Source organism: Bradyrhizobium sp. IC4060 (assembly GCF_020193715.1).
Classification (GTDB): Bacteria; Pseudomonadota; Alphaproteobacteria; order Rhizobiales; family Xanthobacteraceae; genus Bradyrhizobium; species Bradyrhizobium yuanmingense.
The window spans coordinates 1-18627 of sequence record NZ_JADYVJ010000019.1; the positions used below are offsets into that span (position 1 = coordinate 1).

An 18627-nucleotide genomic window follows, 5' to 3' on the forward strand; every position below is an offset into this window, starting at 1 on the left:
CCCGGCCTCGTGCTCCTTCAAGATCCCGATAATCTGCTCTTCCGTAAAGCGGCTACGCTTCATGCTCTGGTCCTCGTCGTGGGCCAGAACGAACTTCAAACTGGATTAAGCCCCGGGGGCAAGGTCAAAAAGAACCACCCTGCACACGCACAATGACTTTGGAGCGCCGCGTTCCGTTGATCGACGGGCGTTCCGACGGCTCATTCAAGAGACGGCCCGATGAAGTCCGAGCCTCCGGGCGTAGCGGGCGATCCGCAAAGCCGCTTCCTCTATCTCCGTATACGTGACGCCCAGATTGATGCGCAAATAGCCGGTTGCGCTCTCGCCAAAACCGACCGCGGGAGGATTGCCACACCTTCAAGGACGAGGCCTTTGGCGAAGTCATAGACCGACAAACCGGTGGCACGCACACCTAGCATGACAAACATGCAGCCGTCGGGCCGGTGGCACGACAATTCCAGCGGACTGATCATCCAGCCGAGTCGCCAACCGGCCATCGCATGGGATTTAGAAAGGCTAGGTGATCGTACGTTCCGCCATCCCGGAAGGACAGAAGGTGAGAGGTGCCGGCCTTGTCGTGCCGGTCAACTAGCCCTCTGCTCAACCTACGGCATTCATACCTTTCTGCAGGACGCAGCCGTCGCCGCGCTCGAGGAGTTTCCGGACGGCCTTCCAGAGCTGCAAGCCGCCTATCGCCGCCGCCGCGACAAGCTTTGCGACCGGTTGGAAGCCGTCCTCCTGATCGTCTAGCGACCCACGCGCGAAGTAATACCGATACCGTCGCGTCGCGGCGGCTCTAAGCGAAGGCTATAAGAGTCTTCCATCTGTGGCCGGTGATCTTCACGTTGCTATGACATCTCGAGGAATCCGATTTGCCCCTCTTGGTTCAATAGCTGGGAGGCGTAACCACCCAAATGACGACACATGGGAGATCTCTAGTATTGGCGTAACGATGAGGAAGGTCGCTTGCAAAAGCGAAACTATCGCCTTCACGCAACACCACATGGCGGTCGCCGATCCAAAGATCGAGCTTACCCGAAACGACATACCCTGCCTCTTCACCCTGATGCGTGTAGGGTTCTTTGCCGCTTTCTGACCCGGGAGGGAAAGTACAACGCAGAAGTTCGAGCTGCCGGTCAAGGTTGGGAGACAGAAGTTCGTCAGTAATGCCCCCCACGAAGGTCAGTTTCCGTCGTGAACTTGCTCGCACAACATACTCACGCAGATCACGTTCCTCGTCCCTATTCGGGGGGAAAAACCAGCTGATTGTGACGCCCAACGCCCGACTGATACCGTGAAGAGCTTTCACCGAGGGACTCGAGACTCCGCGTTCGATCTGACTGAGATATCCCTTCGACAAGCCCGCGGCGTCACTAAGCGTGTCTAGCGTGATGCCACGCGCCTTGCGTAGGCTCTTGATCTCGCCCCCGATGCGGTCGTCGAGATTGAGCAGTTGTTCCACGTTAACGGGTTGCTCAGCCTGCTCTGCCAGGCCCTCCAGATTGGAGGGGCGCAGCATCTTGGGTCGCGTCCTGATCATGGAATTCACGTGCGCTCCTCAGTTCTCCAGTGCATGCGTCGCAGAGGTCACCTCTGTCCGTTTCTGTCTCGGTGTAGGCAAGCCCCCGAACTGATTATTCGCCCAGCATTCTTTTGTAGACCAAAAGTCATTGTAAAGTGTTAGTTACCCCTTGATATATTCACTATTGTGGATTTTAGTCCAGTGAGTTCATCAAGGAGGCCGAGAGAATGGCAGGACGCATCCCCCGGCAGGCCGAAGTCGTGATCATCGGTGGTGGCATAGCGGGCTGTTCAGTGGCCTATCACCTGACCAAGCTCGGTGTAAGCGACGTCGTCTTGCTCGAGCGCAAGCAGTTAACCTCGGGAACGACGTGGCATGCCGCGGGTCTCGTGACGCAGTTGCGCGCTACCCGAAACATGACGGAACTCGCCAAATACACTGGCGAATTGTTTCACAGTCTCGGTCCCGAGACTGGACAGCAGACAGGCTTCAGGCAGAACGGGGCTCTGCGGCTCGCGAAAACTCCCGGCCGTCTCGAGGAATTGCTGCGTGGGGCTTCGATGGGGCGTAATTTTGGCCTTGAGATGCATGCAGTCTCGCCTCCAGAGATCAAGGAGCGCTGGCCGCTCCTCAATCTTGACGGCATTATTGGCGGGATCTGGGCTCCCAAAGATGGCCAAGTGAATCCTGCCGACGTTACACAGGCGTTTGCGAAGGGCGCGCGTATGGGGGGTGCCAGGATCGTCGAGAACCTGCCCGTCAACCGGATTCTGATTGAGCACGGATGTGCCACTGGCGTCTCGACCGAAGAGGGCGACATTCGCTGCAAAAAGGTCGTCATTTGTGGCGGTATGTGGTCACGAGACTTTGCCGCAAAACATAAGATTTCCTTGCCTCTCCATGCAGCAGAGCACTTCTACGTCGTCACTGAGGCGATTCCCGACCTGCCGCGCGAACTGCCGGTACTGTCCGTGGCCGATGAGGAGGCTTACTACAAGGAAGATGCTGGCAAGTTGCTAGTTGGATGCTTCGAAAAGGAGGCGAAGCCTTGGGCGCGCGATGGCATACCCGCCGACTTCTGTTTCGACTCGCTACCTGAGGATTTTGATCACTTCGAACGAATCCTCAAGATGGCGGTCAACCGAGTTCCTGTCCTTGCCGATACCGGCATACAGCTGTTTTTCAACGGCCCCGAGAGCTTTACACCTGACAATCGATACCTGCTTGGTGAGACGTCCGAGGTGTCGGGGCTCTTCACGGCTTCCGGATTCAATTCGGTAGGCATTCTCTCATCCGGCGGAATCGGAAAGGCCCTCGCCTCTTGGATCAAAGAAGGCCACGCACCTCTCGATCTTGCGGATGTCGATGTTCTCCGCATGCAACCGTTCCAATCGAACAAGTCATATCTTTACGATCGAACGAAGGAGGCACTTGGCCTGCTCTTTGATATGCATTGGCCCTACCGCCAATACGCGACGGCCCGCGACATTCGTCAAAGCGTCTTCCACGATCGGTTGAAAGCACTCGGCGCGGTGATGACAGAGGCTGCCGGATGGGAGAGGCCTGGATACTTCTCCCCTGACGGAAAGGCGAAGAGAATCGAATATTCGTATGGTCGACAGAACTGGTTTGATATTGTCGGCCAAGAGTGCCGTAACGCAGCCGGGCACATCGCCCTATTCGATCAGAGTTGCTTCGTCAAGTTTATGGTGGACGGGCGGGATGCCTGTGCAGTTCTCAACCGAATTTGTGCCAACAATGTGGATGTGCCCGTTGGCAAGCTTGTTTACACGCAATGCCTGAATGAGCGTGGTGGGATCGAAGCTGACATCACAGTCACTCGGCTTGCCGAAGATTCCTACCTGGTTGTGACCGCAGCGACATCGCAAATACGCGACCTCGCTTGGTTGCGACGCAACACTCCAGACAAGGCCCATGTTTTTATCCGAGATGTGACTTCGGGATTGCCAATGCTCGGCCTTATGGGACCAAATGCGAGGCCGTTGCTCGAGCAGCTTTCTGGTTGCGACCTCTCGAATGGGGCCTTCCCGTTCGCATCCAGTCAGGAAATCGAGATCGGTTACGCGAACATACGCGCAAGCCGTGTTACCTATGTGGGCGAACTCGGGTGGGAGCTCTACGTCCCGGCCGAATTTGCGGCGCATGTCTTTGACAGGCTCGTTGAAGCTGGCGCTGACTACGGCTTGGCGCAGGCGGGCTACTTTGCTCTTGGCTCTATGCGTATGGAAAAAGGCTATCGTCACTGGGGCCATGACATCGGGCCGGAAGATACACCATATCAAGCGGGCCTCGGCTTTGCCGTGAAACTGGAGAAGCCCGGAGGATTCATTGGCCGCGAGGCATTGCTGCGACAGAAAGATCACGGCCCCGTATGCCGCCGTCTCGTCCAACTCAGAATGATCGAACCGGACGCTCCGCTTATCTACCATCAGGAGCCCATATGGGCTGATGGTCGTTTGATCGGATCTATAACATCTGGCGCTTATGGACATCGTGTCGGAGCTTCCCTCGGAATGGGGTACGTTGAGAACGACCAAGGGATCGACTCCTCGTTTCTATTAGCATCCAAATTCGAGATCGAGGTGGCGGGTCGGCGTCATCGAGCAGCAGCCCAGCTCGCTGCGCACTATGATCCATCAAATTCCAAGATCACTGCGTAGGATGCTCCGCGAAAGACCCTCGCATCGGAAACCGTATCTTGTGCGGTTTCACTACAGAGCAAGCATCCAGAGCGAACGCTCCATGATCAGATACAGCTGTACCGCTTCGGCGCGGGATCGCGCTCTAGAACGCAAGATATGCTACTGGACGATCCAGACGCGTCCGGCAGACAGCCATGCAGCAGCTTATCGGCGTCGGCGTGTCGTTTAATCGCGCCTCCGTCAAGGTCCATTTACATCTTTCTTCGACCTCAACATTCGTTTCGGCATAGGCCTGGCCGGTTTGTATGCACTCCTCCAACTTCTGCTGTGCTGACGATTTCCGTTTGTCGGGAACAGGGTCGTTTACGCGGTCGGAACACGCCTAAGGACGACTTCGTGGGACAGATCCTCCAATGTAATTGACACACTTGCTTTGCTACCAAGATAGTGCCAGGTGCAGCCCGTATACCCGTATATCGGAATGACCCCATCCACGTCCCGATGGGGACGGATCAGCTCATCCATTGCGTGGACGCAAGCGAAAAAAGGCCTGTTCAGAAGAGCGCTGCTCTGGCGTCTTTGAGACATGTCAGATTTTCAGCAAGGATGGAATGCTCGAAGAGTTCGCCCGTACGGAGCATGGCATGCATGATCACGGCAAGCTTGCGCGCGACCGTAACGGCGGTTCGCTTGACCCCTATCCTGTCCTTGAGCTTCAGGCCCAAGATGCGCAGCGCTGTCGGCCCTGGTGCGTGTGAGTATCACGGTCGCTGCTTCATACAACAGTCCGCGCAGATGATTGTCGCCGCGCCGGGATACATGACAGTCGTAGTCTACTTTGCCCGAGTGGTAGCGTCTGATCGTCAGACCGATCCAGGCGCTTACCGAGCGCGATGTTCTGAAGTTTGTCGGATCCTCGATTGCTGCAACGAAGGAGGAAGTCGTTACCGCGCCGGCACGGGGGATCGCGCAAGCAACTGGCATTGCTCACTCGCGCGGCTGAAGCAACAAGTTGTTTGCTCAATTCGGCAGCACGGGCGCGCATGCCCCTCCAGACATCGAGCAACGGCTTGATAATCTGCCCGAGCCCGGCATTATTCGCCAGCAGGCTGCACACATGGCCCTCAAACCCGCGTCCTGCTCTCTTGGGTATGACGAGGCCGAACGTCTTCCGACCTCCGCAAGATGCGAGAGCCCGTCCGTGTCATTTGCGTCGTCTTGTTCGACGCCATATCTAGCGCCGCCTTGGGGCACAAGGGCCCGTCTCAAACACGACGCGTCGAAGTCGGTCCCGCTCCCCGGGGCCGCGCAGAACAGCTCACAGCGTCGCTCTCGCGATTCCCGACATTGACGCAATGTCCCGGATCACCCCAGCAGCTCCGCGGATTGCCCGACATACGATCCACCGGATGCTCTCGCTTCTCGAAATCCTCTTAAGCGCGGCGCTTCGCTGAATTTCTTCCGGGTCCAGAATTTGACGGCCGACAGTCCAAGCGACAGCCCTTCGTCGTTACCGCCAGGCCCGAGTGCCTCAGGATGCCGCAAACCCATGGATATCGAGCGGCCCGCTGTGTCCCGTACACTGTTTATGCTCTTGGTGATGCCGTCTCATCTGAACTTTGCGTTTATAGCTAAACTCGATCGTGTCGTGCAGTACAGAAACGCGACCGCCAGCGGCGGCACGATCACGCGTCGATTGGAAATGACCGGCAGAATGTCCGCTTGGTTGACCCAGGCACTAGAAAAAGAAGCGATAGGCTGCCTTGGTGTTCGCCCAGTCCTGCCACACCAGAGGAATGCTCTGTCCCATGGCTCCTCCAATCTGGGTGAGCTGTTCGCGGAATCTATCGCCGAGCCGTCCCTAAACTCGCATTCAGCAATCTCTTGATCACCCCGCCGTCATCCCCCAAGGATCGCAAACAGTCTCTCGCCGATCGATCCTTTAATGTCAGCCCCATAGAGCACCTTCTCCTCTTGAGGCGGCTATTACGGACTGAATCGTCAAAACGTATCGGTGCCTAGCCGCAAAGGCCTGGCGCCCGAAATCTTAAGCTCAACTACGCTTCATAGCGCACACATCTCTGGTCATATACTTGGAAGCGACCGTCAGCTCGGAATTGAGGGCTGATGCCGTCGCGAGGCTGAACATACCGAGCCTTGCGACAATCTGCCAAACAATGCGCATCCTGTCCTCGTGAAACCACGTCTGCCGCCGGCCAGCTGCGGTGAAGAACTGAAGCCGCAGCACCGGTTTGTGATAACACAGGCACTGTCAATCGTGTGTGAAACAGACACTGGCGCACAGGAAGGGGCCTTTGGAAGTCCTGATCCGAACCGTAAGCATTCTTTGAGGACTTTGGCACCGCATGTGGGCTATCCGGAAGATAGGCTATCAGAGATCATAGCTTGCCAGGCCAGGAGCATCGCGGTTTAGATGGCTCATCGCTGCGGGCTACGATGCGAACAGCGCGCGTCTCCAACGCCGGTGATGGCGCAACGATCCCGCCGTATGTCAGGGAACAGGGAAACTTTCGATATGCCTCAGGATGACTACGGCTATGAGAAGAGTGATTGGCTTTTCATTGGCCCTTCCGAGATCAACGGATTTGGTCTGTTTTCGAGGAAAACAATATCGAGCGGCGCTATCGTGGGGAGACTTGGTGGCGCTATTCAACGGACGCCCAACAAGAGAACCATACAGATCGACCGTGATCGGCACCTTTGTAGTGATTTTATCGACTTTGTTAATCATAATTGTCGCCCGAGCGCCTATATCCGAGTCGAATCCGAAACCATTGTTCTGAATGCCATCTCTGAGATTAATCGTGAGACCAGCGAAATATCGATTGATTATAATTGCTCGGAGTACTCTCTCGCCGAGAGCTTCATGTGTCGATGCTGCCGGAAAGCAAATCATGTCGCTGGATACAAATATTTGATCGAGACAAATCAAAAGGAATATTTGCGTCGCATACGCCGTTTTGCACTGTCGCATCTCTTGCAAATGGCAGAGGAGGTTAGGACCACGTTGCCAAAACCGCAATCCCACTAAGACGGCCATCAAAGAGTCCAATGTGCCACCGTGACCTTGCCTCCGTATGTGGAACGGACAGCGAGGCATCGCTTCACGAAGGGTTTGACATAAGCCGGCGGAATGAGCCGGACCTCATGACCGAGAGCTGCGATCTCGCCGCGCCTCGTAAGCGGTGGTCATCGCGACCCGCGCCTCTTCCGCTCCACGGTCCTCCGGAATCGTGCCCTTTTGACGGGTCGGGGACGAAATCTGACCCATTCTCTACAAACCCCTGTGCTTCGATCGTCGCACTTTCGGACTGAGCGTCCGTAAGGACGCGCCCATCAAATGATTGGCAACGACCACGATCCAACGGATCTCGGCTTTATCTTTCGGAAGCTTTGAACCACACGAAGTGCGCGAATGATGAGGCGTCTCTCAGCAACAACAGAAAAAGCGCGCTATTTGCAACCAGCCGCGAAGCATGACGCGCAGTCAATATAGCGCGACAATCAGGATGAGAGCGGCGCGTCAATCGAGATGAGACGAGGCGGCCGAGTTGGGAGATAATTGACGCTGGCGGCCGGCTTGGCAAGCGTTGATTGACGCTGCGCGACAATCAAGCTGAGCTGCTGGCGTCAATCACAGTCTTGTCGAGCTCGTTAGGTGTGGCGTGAACGGGCGGCAGACCTGGACCGCGCTTGCGATCGAGGGCAGCTTTTCGACGGTAGCTCTCGACGTTCATCTCGAGGATCGTGGCGTGGTGGACCAAACGATCGATGGCAGCCAACGTCATTGCTTGGTCCGGGAAGATACGCCCCCATTCGCCAAATGGCTGATTGGCCGTGATCAGCAGCGAGCGTCGTTCGTAGCGGGCGGCGATCAACTCGAACAGCACACTGGTTTCTGCCTGATCTTTGCTCACATATGTGATGTGTCGAGGATCAGGAGGTCATAGCGATCGAGTTTGGTGATCGCGGACTCCAGCGCCAACTCGCGCCGCGCGACCTGCAGCCGGTGCACCAGATCAGTGGTGCGCGCGAAGAGAACGCGCCAACCGTTCTCGACGAGAGCCAAGCCGATCGCCGCGCCGAGATGGGTCTTGCCGCCGCCCGGTGGACCGAACAAGAGCAAATTGGCGCCGGCCTTCAACCAGGCGTCGCCGGCGGCGAGCGCCATCGCCTGTGCTTTCGACAGCATCGGCACGCTTTCGAAGTCGAAGGTGGCGAGCGTCTTGCCGGCAGGCAAACGCGCTTCCACCATGTGTCGCTCGATCCGACGGCGGGTGCGATCCGCGGCCTCGTGCTCGGCAAGGGCGGCGAGGAAGCGGGCGGCAGGCCAGCCTTCCTTGTCCGATTGTGCGGCGAGCTTCGGCCAGATCGCCTTGACGCCAGGTAGGCGGAGCTCATTGAGAAGCAGCTCGACGCGGGCAGCATCGACGGAGGTAGCGATACCGGTCATGCTGCCTCTCCTAGATTCGAGCGGCCCGACATGACGCTGACGGAGGCGAGTTCATCGTAGACGTCGAGCGGCGCCAGCTTGACGGCGACACGCGGGATCGAGGCCGCCTCGGGTCGGAAGCGGTCGCGCAGCGCGGCAGGATCGGATAACCGTCCGGCATCCAGATCCATCGCGATCACCCCGGCGAGTTCTGCTTCGCAGGCGCGCTCGTGAGCCAGCGCCAGAAGCTCGACCGTCACCTTGCAGGCGCGCCGGTCATCACCATGCTCCCGCAAGGTCTCGAACAGACGTTTGTAAGCTGCACGCGGGAAGAGCTGGTCGCGATAGACGAGATTGAGGAGCGCCATCGGCTTGCGCCGCAGGGCATGGATGACGTGCCGGTAATCCACGACATGACCGCCCTGGCTCTCCGACACGGGTCGACCCCGCCGCAGCGTCACGACCGGCGTGACGCCAAGGAAGCATTCGAGCCGGTCGTCGAAGATGCGCACACGCAGGCGATGGCCGATCAATCTTGAAGGCACGGTGTAGAACACGCGCCGCAGGATGAAGCCGCCTGACGACGTCACCGGGATCACCTTCTCCTCGAAGTCGGTCGTGCGGCCTTTTGGCAGCTGCGCCAATGCCTCCTTCTCGAGCGCGATCGGCTTGGCGAGGTTGGCGTTGCGCCGGCCGACAATCTCGTCGACAAACGCCCGGTACGCATCGAGACTGGCGAAGTCGCGCGTCCCCCGCAGCAACAGCGCATCTTCCAGTGCCCGCTTGAGATGGCCATGCGCGCTCTCGATCGAGCCGTTCTCATGTGCGATGCCTGCATTGTTGCGCGTTGGCGCCATGCCATAGTGGCCCATCAGCCCGGCGTAGCGCTGCGTCAGATCCTCCCGTGCGTCGGCGGCCAGATTGCGGAACGCTGCCGACAGGCTGTCGCTGCGATGCTCCCGCGGCACGCCGCCAAGCGCCCACAGCGCGTTTTGCAAGCCCTTCGCCAGGGCGACGAAGCTTTCGCCGCCGAGCACGACATGGGCATGCTCGAAGCCGGAGAACGCCAGCCGGAAGTGATAAAGCCGGTGATCGAGCGCTTCACCTGCGATGGTAATGCCGAGCGCGCTTGTGTCGGTAAAATCCGACAGACCCAGACGGCCGGGCTCGTGCTCCTGGCGGAAGATCACGTCCTGTTCGGGACCGTTGAGCGCTCGCCAGGCATTGATGCGCCGCTCCAGCCTGCGACGGATGTTCGCCTTGAGGTCGGGATGCCGTCGGCGCAGCTCGTCCAGCACGCCGATCACGCGGATGCCGGGCGCAGCCTTCAGGATCGGAACGATCTCGGCCTCCCAATACTGCGCGAGCGGATGGGACCGGCGCCGGCCCCTCGGCGCCTTCTTCTGCGATGGCGGACGACAATCGCCCTCGATTCGATACGCGCTTGCCTTCGAGAACCCCGCCTTGGCCGCGGCGGCCTCGGGGGACAGTGTCTGTCGGTAGGTCATGTACAGCCTCATCTGGTGGTCGGTGATGTGCAGGCCAGGCAAGGCATCGATTCCCTCTTGTCGAGACGAATCAACAGCTTGCACTAGCCCCGCCCAGCCGCCAGACGGGTCCAAAAACGCGCGACGCCGATGGGGACGGTCCTCCGGTCGGGCTACGCCCTCCCTTCGGTCCGTCCCCATCGGCGCAGTCTCACCTTGATTGTCGCTGGAGTCTCACCCTGATCGCCGCCGCGCACAGTCAACCAGGTGGATTCCTGTTACCAACGTCAGGGGCATGTGCGGGTAGCCCGTTGATGCGTCGCAGGCAATGCCAACAGGCAAACGGGCATCCAAGCCAGGAAAAGCGGAAAGAAGAAGAGCGGCGCGAGCGCGCCTTCGAGCGCGGAGCGTCGCCTGCTGTTCTACGCGAAACGCGCCTATTCGCCTTAGTGCTAAAATCGATGATTGTCGCCGACATTCTTTAACCTATTGCTCCCGTGCCGCTCTCTCAACGGTCAGGACGACGTTGAGCCTAGCTCTTTTCTACTTGCGATCACGCGCTGCCCGCGCGCTGCGCGCGATCAGTCCGGATCACGTTCATTGGGACGATTTCCTTTGAGGGCGCTCGGACTCGCCCGCTAACGCGGCCAGCGCTTGTGCGAACGGTTCTGGGCAGACGCCGCTCTCGCCTCAGATTCGCCGTTTCGGCTGACCGATACACCCCCACCAGATTCCCGGCAGCTGGATCTACGTTCCTGGCCAACCCGGGCTCGAAAACGACGTCTGTGCGGTCGCGCGCAGCAACCAGGCTGAACGTACCGGGAATTATGGAAGCCATCCGCATTCCTCGCCTCCTGTTGACGTTATGCCTTCGCATTTTAACCTGGCTACATCGTGCCCCGTCCTGACCGAGACGCAGCATGTACGCCCGAATAGGTCCTGCGAGGCTCGATGCGCCATCGACACCCTCCACCGAACTCCGCAACCTTACTCTCCGAGGATTACCCCATTGTGCAATAACGGGGGTATTCCTGCTCTCTTTGGCGTATCCTCTAGGGATTTAGATCGGTTTACCCGCAATCTTTCCAATTGCCGGCACAAGCCTCCGCCCTGGTCGGAGGATTCCCTCTTTTGGCCGAAATTGGAGCGCGTGCTATCAGCCCAGCGATTCGGCAGCTTCCCTGATGCGGCATAGATTTCGTCGAGATCTGCCGGAGTCGCACAATAGGGCGGCATCACATAAATCGTATTTCCTAGCTGGGAGCAGCAGCAGATCCCGGCTTCTAAGCAGACGCTGAAGTTTTCGGACCGTGCTCGCGAGATAACCGGCATCAGCGGATTTCAGCTCGAGCGCTGTGATGGTTCCCGTCTGGCGCACATTTCAAACCGAGAGGCCGCGCGGAACGGCGCGATTGCGCGCTCCTGCAAGCTTGCGATCAACCTTAGGCGTTCGCGAGGTCCTTCGTCTTGCCAGAGCTCCCGATGTGCCTTTGCGGCCCCGCATGCGATCGGATTCGCCGTATATGAACTCGAATGAAAAACGGTGCGCGCACGATCTCTTGAGTAGCCAGTCAGGCCTTTGGAATAGCAGGCGATATCAGGCGTGACATTTGCCTGCTCGCGGGCAAATAGAGAACCGGTGCCCTAGCCCGTCATCACCTCATCGGCAGTGAACAGGAGGTCCGAGCGTTCACAGATTCGCTTCATCTCCTTGAGTACCCAGCCGAGTACATCAGCATTCCGCCCGCCCCAATATCAGCGGCTCAACGATGAAGGAGGCCGGACTTTCGGATCGGTACGCAGACTCGCCCGCTCACGCCCCCTTGCAGGGAATGGGATGGCACTCACCTCGAACAGCAGGGACTCGTACGCCGCGTGAAGACGCCGCGGCACACCTTCGAGCCGGCTGACCGGGACGCATCAGCAGCATCGGCTGACTGCGGTCCAGCCTGGATTTGGGACTTTTCGTCTACACACAGAACGATGGCATGTGCCGGCAGCGAGACGTAAAGGCCGACGACGTCGCGCACCTTGGCGACGAAGTTCGGATCGGTGGAGAGCTTGAATGGCTCCAGCTGGTGTGGCCGGAGCCCGAAGGCCCGCGAGATACGTTGCACCGTCGACACCGACAGGCCGCTGCCTTTGCCAGGCCGCGGGAACTCCAATGAGTGGCGTTCTCTTCTCGGGGCAGCTTTCCAGCGTCCGCACGATCACGGCTTCGATGCGACCATCGTCAATGGTGCGCGGTGCTCCCTGAGCGCAGCTCATCGTGCGGCCCAGCCACGCGCTGCTTCACAAAGCGCCACCGCCATTTGCCTACCGTCCCCCGCTCCAGGCCTAACTTGGGCGCCACTTCCCACTTCCTTGTTCTGACCGCCTTCGGCGCAAGCGAGCACGATCCGGGCTCTCAGAGCCAACGCCTGCGCCGTCTTTCGCCGCGTCGTCAGCGACTGAAGTTCAGCACGCGTATCATCGCTCCATATCAGGGGCGCACGTCGCTGGTCGGAACGGCTTCAGAAGACCGCGTAGGAAGCTGCCTGAGATCGCCGACCAACGAGGAATCATCGAGTTCACGAGGGAATGGCGGAACTGTGAATGTTCATGGAGAATCGCTCCTCCCGACCGCAAACGGCAATTCAGAATTTACCGCCTCAGATCGATCAGTATCTTTTCGCGAGCACTCGGCATGGTTGTCAACGGCCGGAGCGCGCACATGACAGGCCACGACGCGCCCGTCTGCCATCGGCACCAAAGGCGGCCTCTCGATGCGGCAGCGCTCGATCCCGATCGGGCAGCGCGGGTGGAAAGTGCAACCACTTGGCGGATTGATAGGACTTGGCACCTCGCCCTCTAGCGGCACCTCCTGCCGGACCCGTGTGGGATCGGGCACTGGAGCTGCTGCGATCAGTGCCTCGGTGTAGGGGTGGACGGGCTTCGCAAAGAGCGCTTCGCACGAGGCGAGTTCGACGATCCGGCCGAGATACATGACCGCGACCCGATGGCCGATGTGCTCCACGACGCTTAAATCATGCGAGATGAAGACGAAAGCGATTCCCATCTGCCGCTGGAGGTCCATCAGCAGGTTTAGGATCTGTGCTTGCACTGAGACGTCAAGCGCCGACACCGCTTCGTCTGCGACGATGAGTGAGGGTTGGAGGGCCAGCGCCCGCGCGATCCCGAGCCGCTGCCGCTGCCCACCCGAGAACTCGGATGGGAGCCTGTGCATCATATCGGGCGCCATTCCGACCTTTTGTAGAAGCTCCGCCGCAAGCGCCTGGCGTTGCTTGCGGCTGAGGCGCCCAAAATTCTCGACGGGCTCGGTGATGATCTGTCCGGCGGTGAGGCGCGGGTTCAGTGATGAGTAAGGATCCTGAAAGACCATTTGTATTCGCCGGCGCCACGCCCGAAGCGCATGTGTCTTTAGACCGGCAATATCGACGCCGTCGATCATCACGCGTCCGGCCGTCGGCTCCACAATCCGCATCAGGAGTCGCGCGACAGTGGACTTGCCGCACCCGGACTCACCGACGATACAGAGTGTCTCGGCTGCCTCGACCGAGAAGGAGACATCCTCTACCGCCCGCACCACTGGCTCAGTATTCGTAAGGAATCCCGTACCACGGCCATAATGCTTCGTCAGGCCTTCGACTTTCAACAACGGACCAGTCATGATCCCATGACCTCTTCGGAGCGCCAGCAGGCCGCGGCATGGCCCGGCCAGACATCACGCATGGCCGGGGTCTTCTCGCGGCAAATATCGATCGCAAACCGGCAGCGAGCCGCGAAGCTGCAGCCAACAATGGGCTCGCGCAGGCTTGGCACAATGCCGGGAATCTCTGGAAGGCGTTGTCGCCGGCCATGGCGGGAGCCGGGCACCGAGCGCATCAGGCCCTGGGTGTAGGGATGCGCGGGGCGCGCAAACAACTCCATTACGGTTGCTTGCTCTACGATCCGGCCAGCATACATAACAATCACTCGCTGGCACGTTTCCGCCACAACGCCCAGATCATGCGTGATGAACATCACAGCCGTTCCCATGCGTTGTTTCAGATCGATTATCAGGCGCAAGATCTGAGCCTGCATGGTGACGTCCAATGCTGTTGTCGGCTCGTCTGCAATCAATAGTTCGGGTGAGCAGGCAAGAGCCATCGCGATCATGACACGCTGGCGCATGCCGCCCGACATCTCATGGGGATAGCTGTTAAGGCGACGCTCAGGGTCTCCAATGCGGACGAGATGGAGCATCTGCCGCGACTTTGCCATCGCATCGGAGCGGGAGGCCCTAGTGTGGATCTGCACCGCCTCGGCAATTTGGTGGCCGATAGTGTGAACTGGGCTCAGGCTCGTCATCGGCTCCTGGAAGATCATGGCGATCCGGTCGCCGCGGATTTTTCGCATCTCGCGTTCGGAGAGTTTCAGGAGGTCGCGTCCGTGAAGGCGGATCTCTCCGCCGACCGTCTTGGCTGTCAGCTTCGGCAGCAGACGAAGAATGGAGAGCGCGGTGACACTCTTGCCGCAGCCGGATTCGCCGACAACGCCCAGGGTTTCACCCTTCTTAACCTGGAAGCTGATGCCGCCAAGGGCGCGGGTGACGCCTTCTTCGCTGTAAAAGTGTGTCTCGAGGTCGCAAACATCGAGAAGCACGTCATGTGCTGCGGTCTTTTGCATTTGCATGTCAGCGTCTGCGCTTCAAGCGTGGGTCGAACAGGTCGCGCAGGCCATCCCCGAGCAGATTGACGGCAAGGACCGTGACGGCAAGCCAGATCCCGGGGGCGAAGACCGTCATTGGCACAATGCCGAGATACAGGCGCGAACTTGAGATCATATTGCCCCAGCTGGGAATCTCGGGCGACACGCCGGCGCCGAGGAAGCTTAGCCCAGCCTCGGTCAGGATCGCGCCCGCGCAGATATTGGCGCTTTGGACCATGAGCGCCGGAATAGTGCTCGGGAGGATATGCCGCCACAGCACCTTCGGTACGCGCGCACCGCCGCAGATCGCGGCCTCCACATAGGGACGCTCCCGAACACTCAGGACCAACGAACGAACCAGCCGCGCGGTGCTTGGGATCTGGGGAATGGTGATGGCGAGGATGAGGATACCAAGCCCGGAGCCTACCAGAGAGACAAGGGCCATGGCCAAGAGAATCGTCGGGATTGACATCAGGCCATCCATGACCCGCATAATGATACTATCGAAGCGGTGGTGATAGCCGGCGACAACACCGATCAGAAGTGCGCTCAGAGCCGCGCTCGCCGCCACCATCAAACCGACTATGAGTGAGATTCTCGCGCCGAACACCGTTCGCGCAAAGACATCGCGGCCCAAATTGTCGGTTCCGAACCACATTGCGGCCGAAGGAGCTTCAAGCGTCCTAAACGGATGCATGTTCATCGGGTCTCCGGCGTAAATCGGGGCAAAAAGTGCCATGACGACTATGACTGCCAATAAACCGCCGCCGGCAAAGACCAAAGGATGCCGCCTCCCCAACCGGGGAAGATCGGATACTCGCGGCCAAGCCGTAGGCGCGGCATCAATTGACGCAGAAGGAAGGGCCATATCAATACCGGATACGAGGATCGACCAGGGGGTAGGCAAGATCGACTGCGAGATTAATGAGGACGTAAAGCCCAGAAACGAGGATCAGCACGCCCTGAATGACCGGATAGTCACGGCCGTTGATCGCATCGACGACCAGGCGTCCAATGCCAGGCAGGTTGAATACCGTCTCTGTAATCACCACGCCGCTGATCAAGTAAGCGAAGCTTACGCCAATTACGGTGAGGATCGGGGCGCCCGCATTCTTCAAAGCATGGTGAAAAAGCATCGAATAAGTCGAGGCGCCCTTGGCTGCCGCCGTCCGCATATAATCTTCCGACAGAACTTCGAGCATGCTCGCCCGCGTGATCCGGCCGATGAAGGAAATATAGGACAAACTCAAAGCCACAGCCGGCAGAACCAGATGCATGAACCAGGGTCCCACGCCATGGCTTATAGACACATATCCCTGGACCGGTAGCCAACGCATCTCGATGGCAAAAAAATATGCAAGGAAATAGCCGACGACAAACACCGGGACGGAATAGCCAAGGGCCGAGAACGCGATGAGCATGCGATCGACAAAGCCGCCCGCGCGCCACGCGGCGAAAATGCCGAAGGAGACCCCCGCGGTGACCGAAAGGATCATCGTCAGGATCGACAGCGAAATGGTCGGCTCGAGCCGTTGCGAGACCAGGGTGAGAACTGGCAACCCCGCAATAATCGAAATGCCGAGATTGCCGCTAATGATACCCAGCGCCCAATGGACGAATTGAACCGGGAGCGGTTCGTTCAGTCCCAATTGTTCACGGATGGCGGCCACCATCTGTGGCGTGGCTTTGGGGCCGGCGATCGCATCTGCCGGATCGCCGGGCACTAGTCTGAGAAGCAAGAAGATGAACATCCCGACCACCGCCATGACGGCGATAGCAGAGATTAGTCTTCGAAGCACATAAAGGCCGATCACCAGTTCAAGCTCCCCGCTGCATATTCCACATCGGGAGAAGTGCCGGAAAGCCGATAAGACCTGTGAGCGTCTTGCGGCGGGCGATGGGCGTAACAGTTTGCCCTAAGAAAACAAAGCCGACGCTATCCCACCAAATTTGTTGCATCTTGCGAGCCAGCACCTTGCGTTCTTCGAGCGTCCCATTCGCCCATTGGGCCCGAAGAGCCTCGTATTCGTCATTTTTCCCCCAGCCATTGGCAGTACCATCCATAGCCAACCACGACGAGGAGAGTGGGGTGCCGAAACTGATATCAACTCCGTTCGTGGGAAAGATGCTCCAGCCCCCGTTCTCGACGGGGCCCTTCTTCGACCGGCGCTCGACAAGCCCAGCCCAGTTGCTCGGTGCAAGCTCGGCATTGACCCCGATGTTGCGCAGCGTGAGCGCTAGAAGCTGCGCGCTATTACTAGCGGGGGCCCAGGTCGTGGGTTGGAGAATGACGACCTTCTCGCCGGCATATCCGGCCTCCTTGAAAAGTTGCTTGGCCCTATCCGGATCACCGCCTTTCTTATACCATCCAGTGTTTGCGTCATTGGTGTATGGCGTATCGGTTCCGAACAAGGACGTGACAGGGCGATTGTATTTTGGATTTCGGTTAATAACGCGCATATACGCATCCTGATCGACCAGATGAAGCAACGCTTGGCGTGCCTTCACGTTGTCGAACGGCTTCTGCAAAGAGTTTATGCCGAGATAATAGTTATCGCCTGATTTGTGGAGATCTTCGAGCACGAGATTGGGATCACTCTCGATCATCGGATAAAGATCGGCCAGCGGTTCTGACACGAAATCGACCTCGCCCGCTTGCAAGGCCGCCAGGGCCGTCTGCTGATCGTTGATATATTCCCAGATGGCGCGGTCGACCTTGACGATCTTGCCGCCGGCCAACCCGCTGGGCGGTTCCTGACGCGGAACGTACTTTTCGTTCCGATCGTAGACGTTCCTCACACCCGGCCTGGAAAGCGCCTCGTTGAACTTGAACGGCCCCGATCCGACACGCGTGGTCACCGGCTGCGTCGGGGGACGGTCCGCATCCTTCTCACGCATGACAAAAAGCAGGTAGTGTGTAGAATCCGCCATTTGATCGATCAACAGCGTTAGCGGCTCCCTGAGAGTGATGGTGAACGTGTTGTCATCTTTCTTGGAGATATCCTTGGTCCGTTCCATGACCAATTTTCCGCCGGCTGTCTGACCCCAGCGGCGAATCGAGGTCACGCAATCCGCGGCAGTGACAGGGGTTCCGTCGTGAAAGCCCAAGCCGTCCCGCAGCGCAAACGTGTAGGTTCTCTTATCGTCAGAAACGCTCCACCTTTCCACCATTTGCGGTTGAGGCGTGAGTTTGGAGTCCAGCGCAAACAACGTGTCGTAAATCGCCAAGCCATGTTCGACAGTGCGATAAGGGGGCGTAGAGTATAATGGGTCGAAGTAGGTAATTTGACCATTCATCATGCTCACAGTCCGCGCGGCAGACGGCGCTGTTTGCGCCCGTAGGACTGACGGAACCGATGTAGCCATTCCGACAGCCATACCTGTTTGAAAAAACTTGCGCCGAGAAATCGACATACTTCCCTCCCATCTATGCGTTAGGGACGCGCCGCACCCACGCCCATACCAAAGCTTGCATCAGGCTCCTCGCCTGTTTTCATCAAACGTGACCCTCGGAGGGCCGAAATTCGGCGCCGGATCACGCAAATCCTGAGGCTTATGCCAGCCGCGCGTTTTCGGCGGGGCAATGCGAAACGAGCGCGAAGCGGGAGATCGCCGCGAATAAACGGGTGGACATAAACGGCCAATCGTCCGTGAAGAGCGGCTAAGCGATTGAGTTGGAATCGCATTTGTCCTCGGTGGACTGTTTTTGCGATTGCAGGGTCTTGATGCTTCGGTCGTCGGAACCTTGCAGTTTCATTTTCAAGATTCCGTCGAATCGCCAATCATGATTCCGTCGTCGCATCGGAGGGTGGC

General features: G+C 58.7%; 11 protein-coding genes and 4 pseudogenes. 3 read left to right on the top strand and 12 right to left on the bottom strand.

The features are described from left to right. The first annotated feature begins 417 nt into the window (after nucleotides 1-417). Nucleotides 418-750, top strand: coding sequence for a hypothetical protein (locus tag I6F16_RS38085; protein WP_276573570.1), 333 nt, complete (start codon nucleotides 418-420; stop codon nucleotides 748-750). Nucleotides 751-886: 136 nt separating this feature from the next. On the opposite strand, the gene I6F16_RS34015 is transcribed toward I6F16_RS38085, so the two are convergent. Then, nucleotides 887-1540, bottom strand: a complete 654-nt coding sequence (locus I6F16_RS34015) for an XRE family transcriptional regulator (protein ID WP_225174374.1) — start codon at nucleotides 1538-1540, stop codon at nucleotides 887-889. 209 nt (nucleotides 1541-1749) lie between these two features. On the opposite strand from I6F16_RS34015, the gene I6F16_RS34020 reads away from it, so the two are divergent. Beyond that, nucleotides 1750-4203, top strand: coding sequence for an FAD-dependent oxidoreductase (locus I6F16_RS34020; protein WP_225174341.1), 2454 nt, complete (start codon nucleotides 1750-1752; stop codon nucleotides 4201-4203). Between the two features lie 536 nt (nucleotides 4204-4739). Here I6F16_RS34020 and I6F16_RS34025 read toward each other — a convergent pair. Next, nucleotides 4740-5432 (bottom strand): annotated as a pseudogene (locus I6F16_RS34025) (transposase); the annotation flags it as partial. Nucleotides 5433-5734: 302 nt separating this feature from the next. On the opposite strand from I6F16_RS34025, the gene I6F16_RS37860 reads away from it, so the two are divergent. Further along, a complete protein-coding gene (locus I6F16_RS37860; RefSeq protein ID WP_249785701.1) occupies nucleotides 5735-6073 on the top strand; it encodes a hypothetical protein in 339 nt (112 codons plus the stop codon). Nucleotides 6074-6697: 624 nt separating this feature from the next. Here the strand turns inward: I6F16_RS37860 and I6F16_RS34035 are convergent. The 10 genes and pseudogenes from I6F16_RS34035 to I6F16_RS34080 form a co-directional block, all read right to left on the bottom strand. Beyond that, nucleotides 6698-7246, bottom strand: coding sequence for a hypothetical protein (locus I6F16_RS34035; RefSeq protein WP_225174342.1), 549 nt, complete (start codon nucleotides 7244-7246; stop codon nucleotides 6698-6700). 571 nt (nucleotides 7247-7817) lie between these two features. Beyond that, nucleotides 7818-8659: pseudogene (istB, locus tag I6F16_RS34040) on the bottom strand (IS21-like element helper ATPase IstB). Beyond that, nucleotides 8656-10158 (bottom strand): IS21 family transposase, encoded by a 1503-nt coding sequence (gene istA / locus I6F16_RS34045; RefSeq protein ID WP_225174376.1) that lies wholly within the window; start codon nucleotides 10156-10158, stop codon nucleotides 8656-8658. The pseudogene istB and the gene istA overlap by 4 nt, the downstream one beginning before the upstream one ends. Before the next feature lie 1152 nt (nucleotides 10159-11310). Then, nucleotides 11311-12014, bottom strand: a pseudogene (locus tag I6F16_RS34050) (aminotransferase class III-fold pyridoxal phosphate-dependent enzyme); the annotation flags it as partial. A 57-nt stretch (nucleotides 12015-12071) separates the two neighbouring features. Beyond that, nucleotides 12072-12301, bottom strand: a pseudogene (locus I6F16_RS34055) (IS630 family transposase); the annotation flags it as partial. A 423-nt stretch (nucleotides 12302-12724) separates the two neighbouring features. After that, a complete protein-coding gene (locus tag I6F16_RS34060) occupies nucleotides 12725-13795 on the bottom strand; it encodes a dipeptide ABC transporter ATP-binding protein (RefSeq protein WP_225174343.1) in 1071 nt (356 codons plus the stop codon). Next, nucleotides 13792-14799 carry an ABC transporter ATP-binding protein gene (locus I6F16_RS34065; protein ID WP_225174344.1) on the bottom strand — a complete coding sequence of 336 codons (1008 nt, stop codon included), beginning with the start codon at nucleotides 14797-14799 and terminating at the stop codon, nucleotides 13792-13794. The genes I6F16_RS34060 and I6F16_RS34065 overlap by 4 nt, the downstream gene beginning before the upstream one ends. A 1-nt stretch (nucleotide 14800) precedes the next feature. Beyond that, nucleotides 14801-15682 (bottom strand): ABC transporter permease, encoded by an 882-nt coding sequence (locus I6F16_RS34070; protein WP_225174377.1) that lies wholly within the window; start codon nucleotides 15680-15682, stop codon nucleotides 14801-14803. Between the two features lies 1 nt (nucleotide 15683). Beyond that, nucleotides 15684-16625 (bottom strand): ABC transporter permease, encoded by a 942-nt coding sequence (locus tag I6F16_RS34075; RefSeq protein ID WP_225174378.1) that lies wholly within the window; start codon nucleotides 16623-16625, stop codon nucleotides 15684-15686. Between the two features lie 7 nt (nucleotides 16626-16632). Further along, the gene (locus tag I6F16_RS34080; protein ID WP_225174345.1) at nucleotides 16633-18228 is read right to left on the bottom strand and encodes an ABC transporter substrate-binding protein; all 1596 of its coding nucleotides are present in this window, start codon (nucleotides 18226-18228) and stop codon (nucleotides 16633-16635) included. Nucleotides 18229-18627 lie beyond the last annotated feature (399 nt).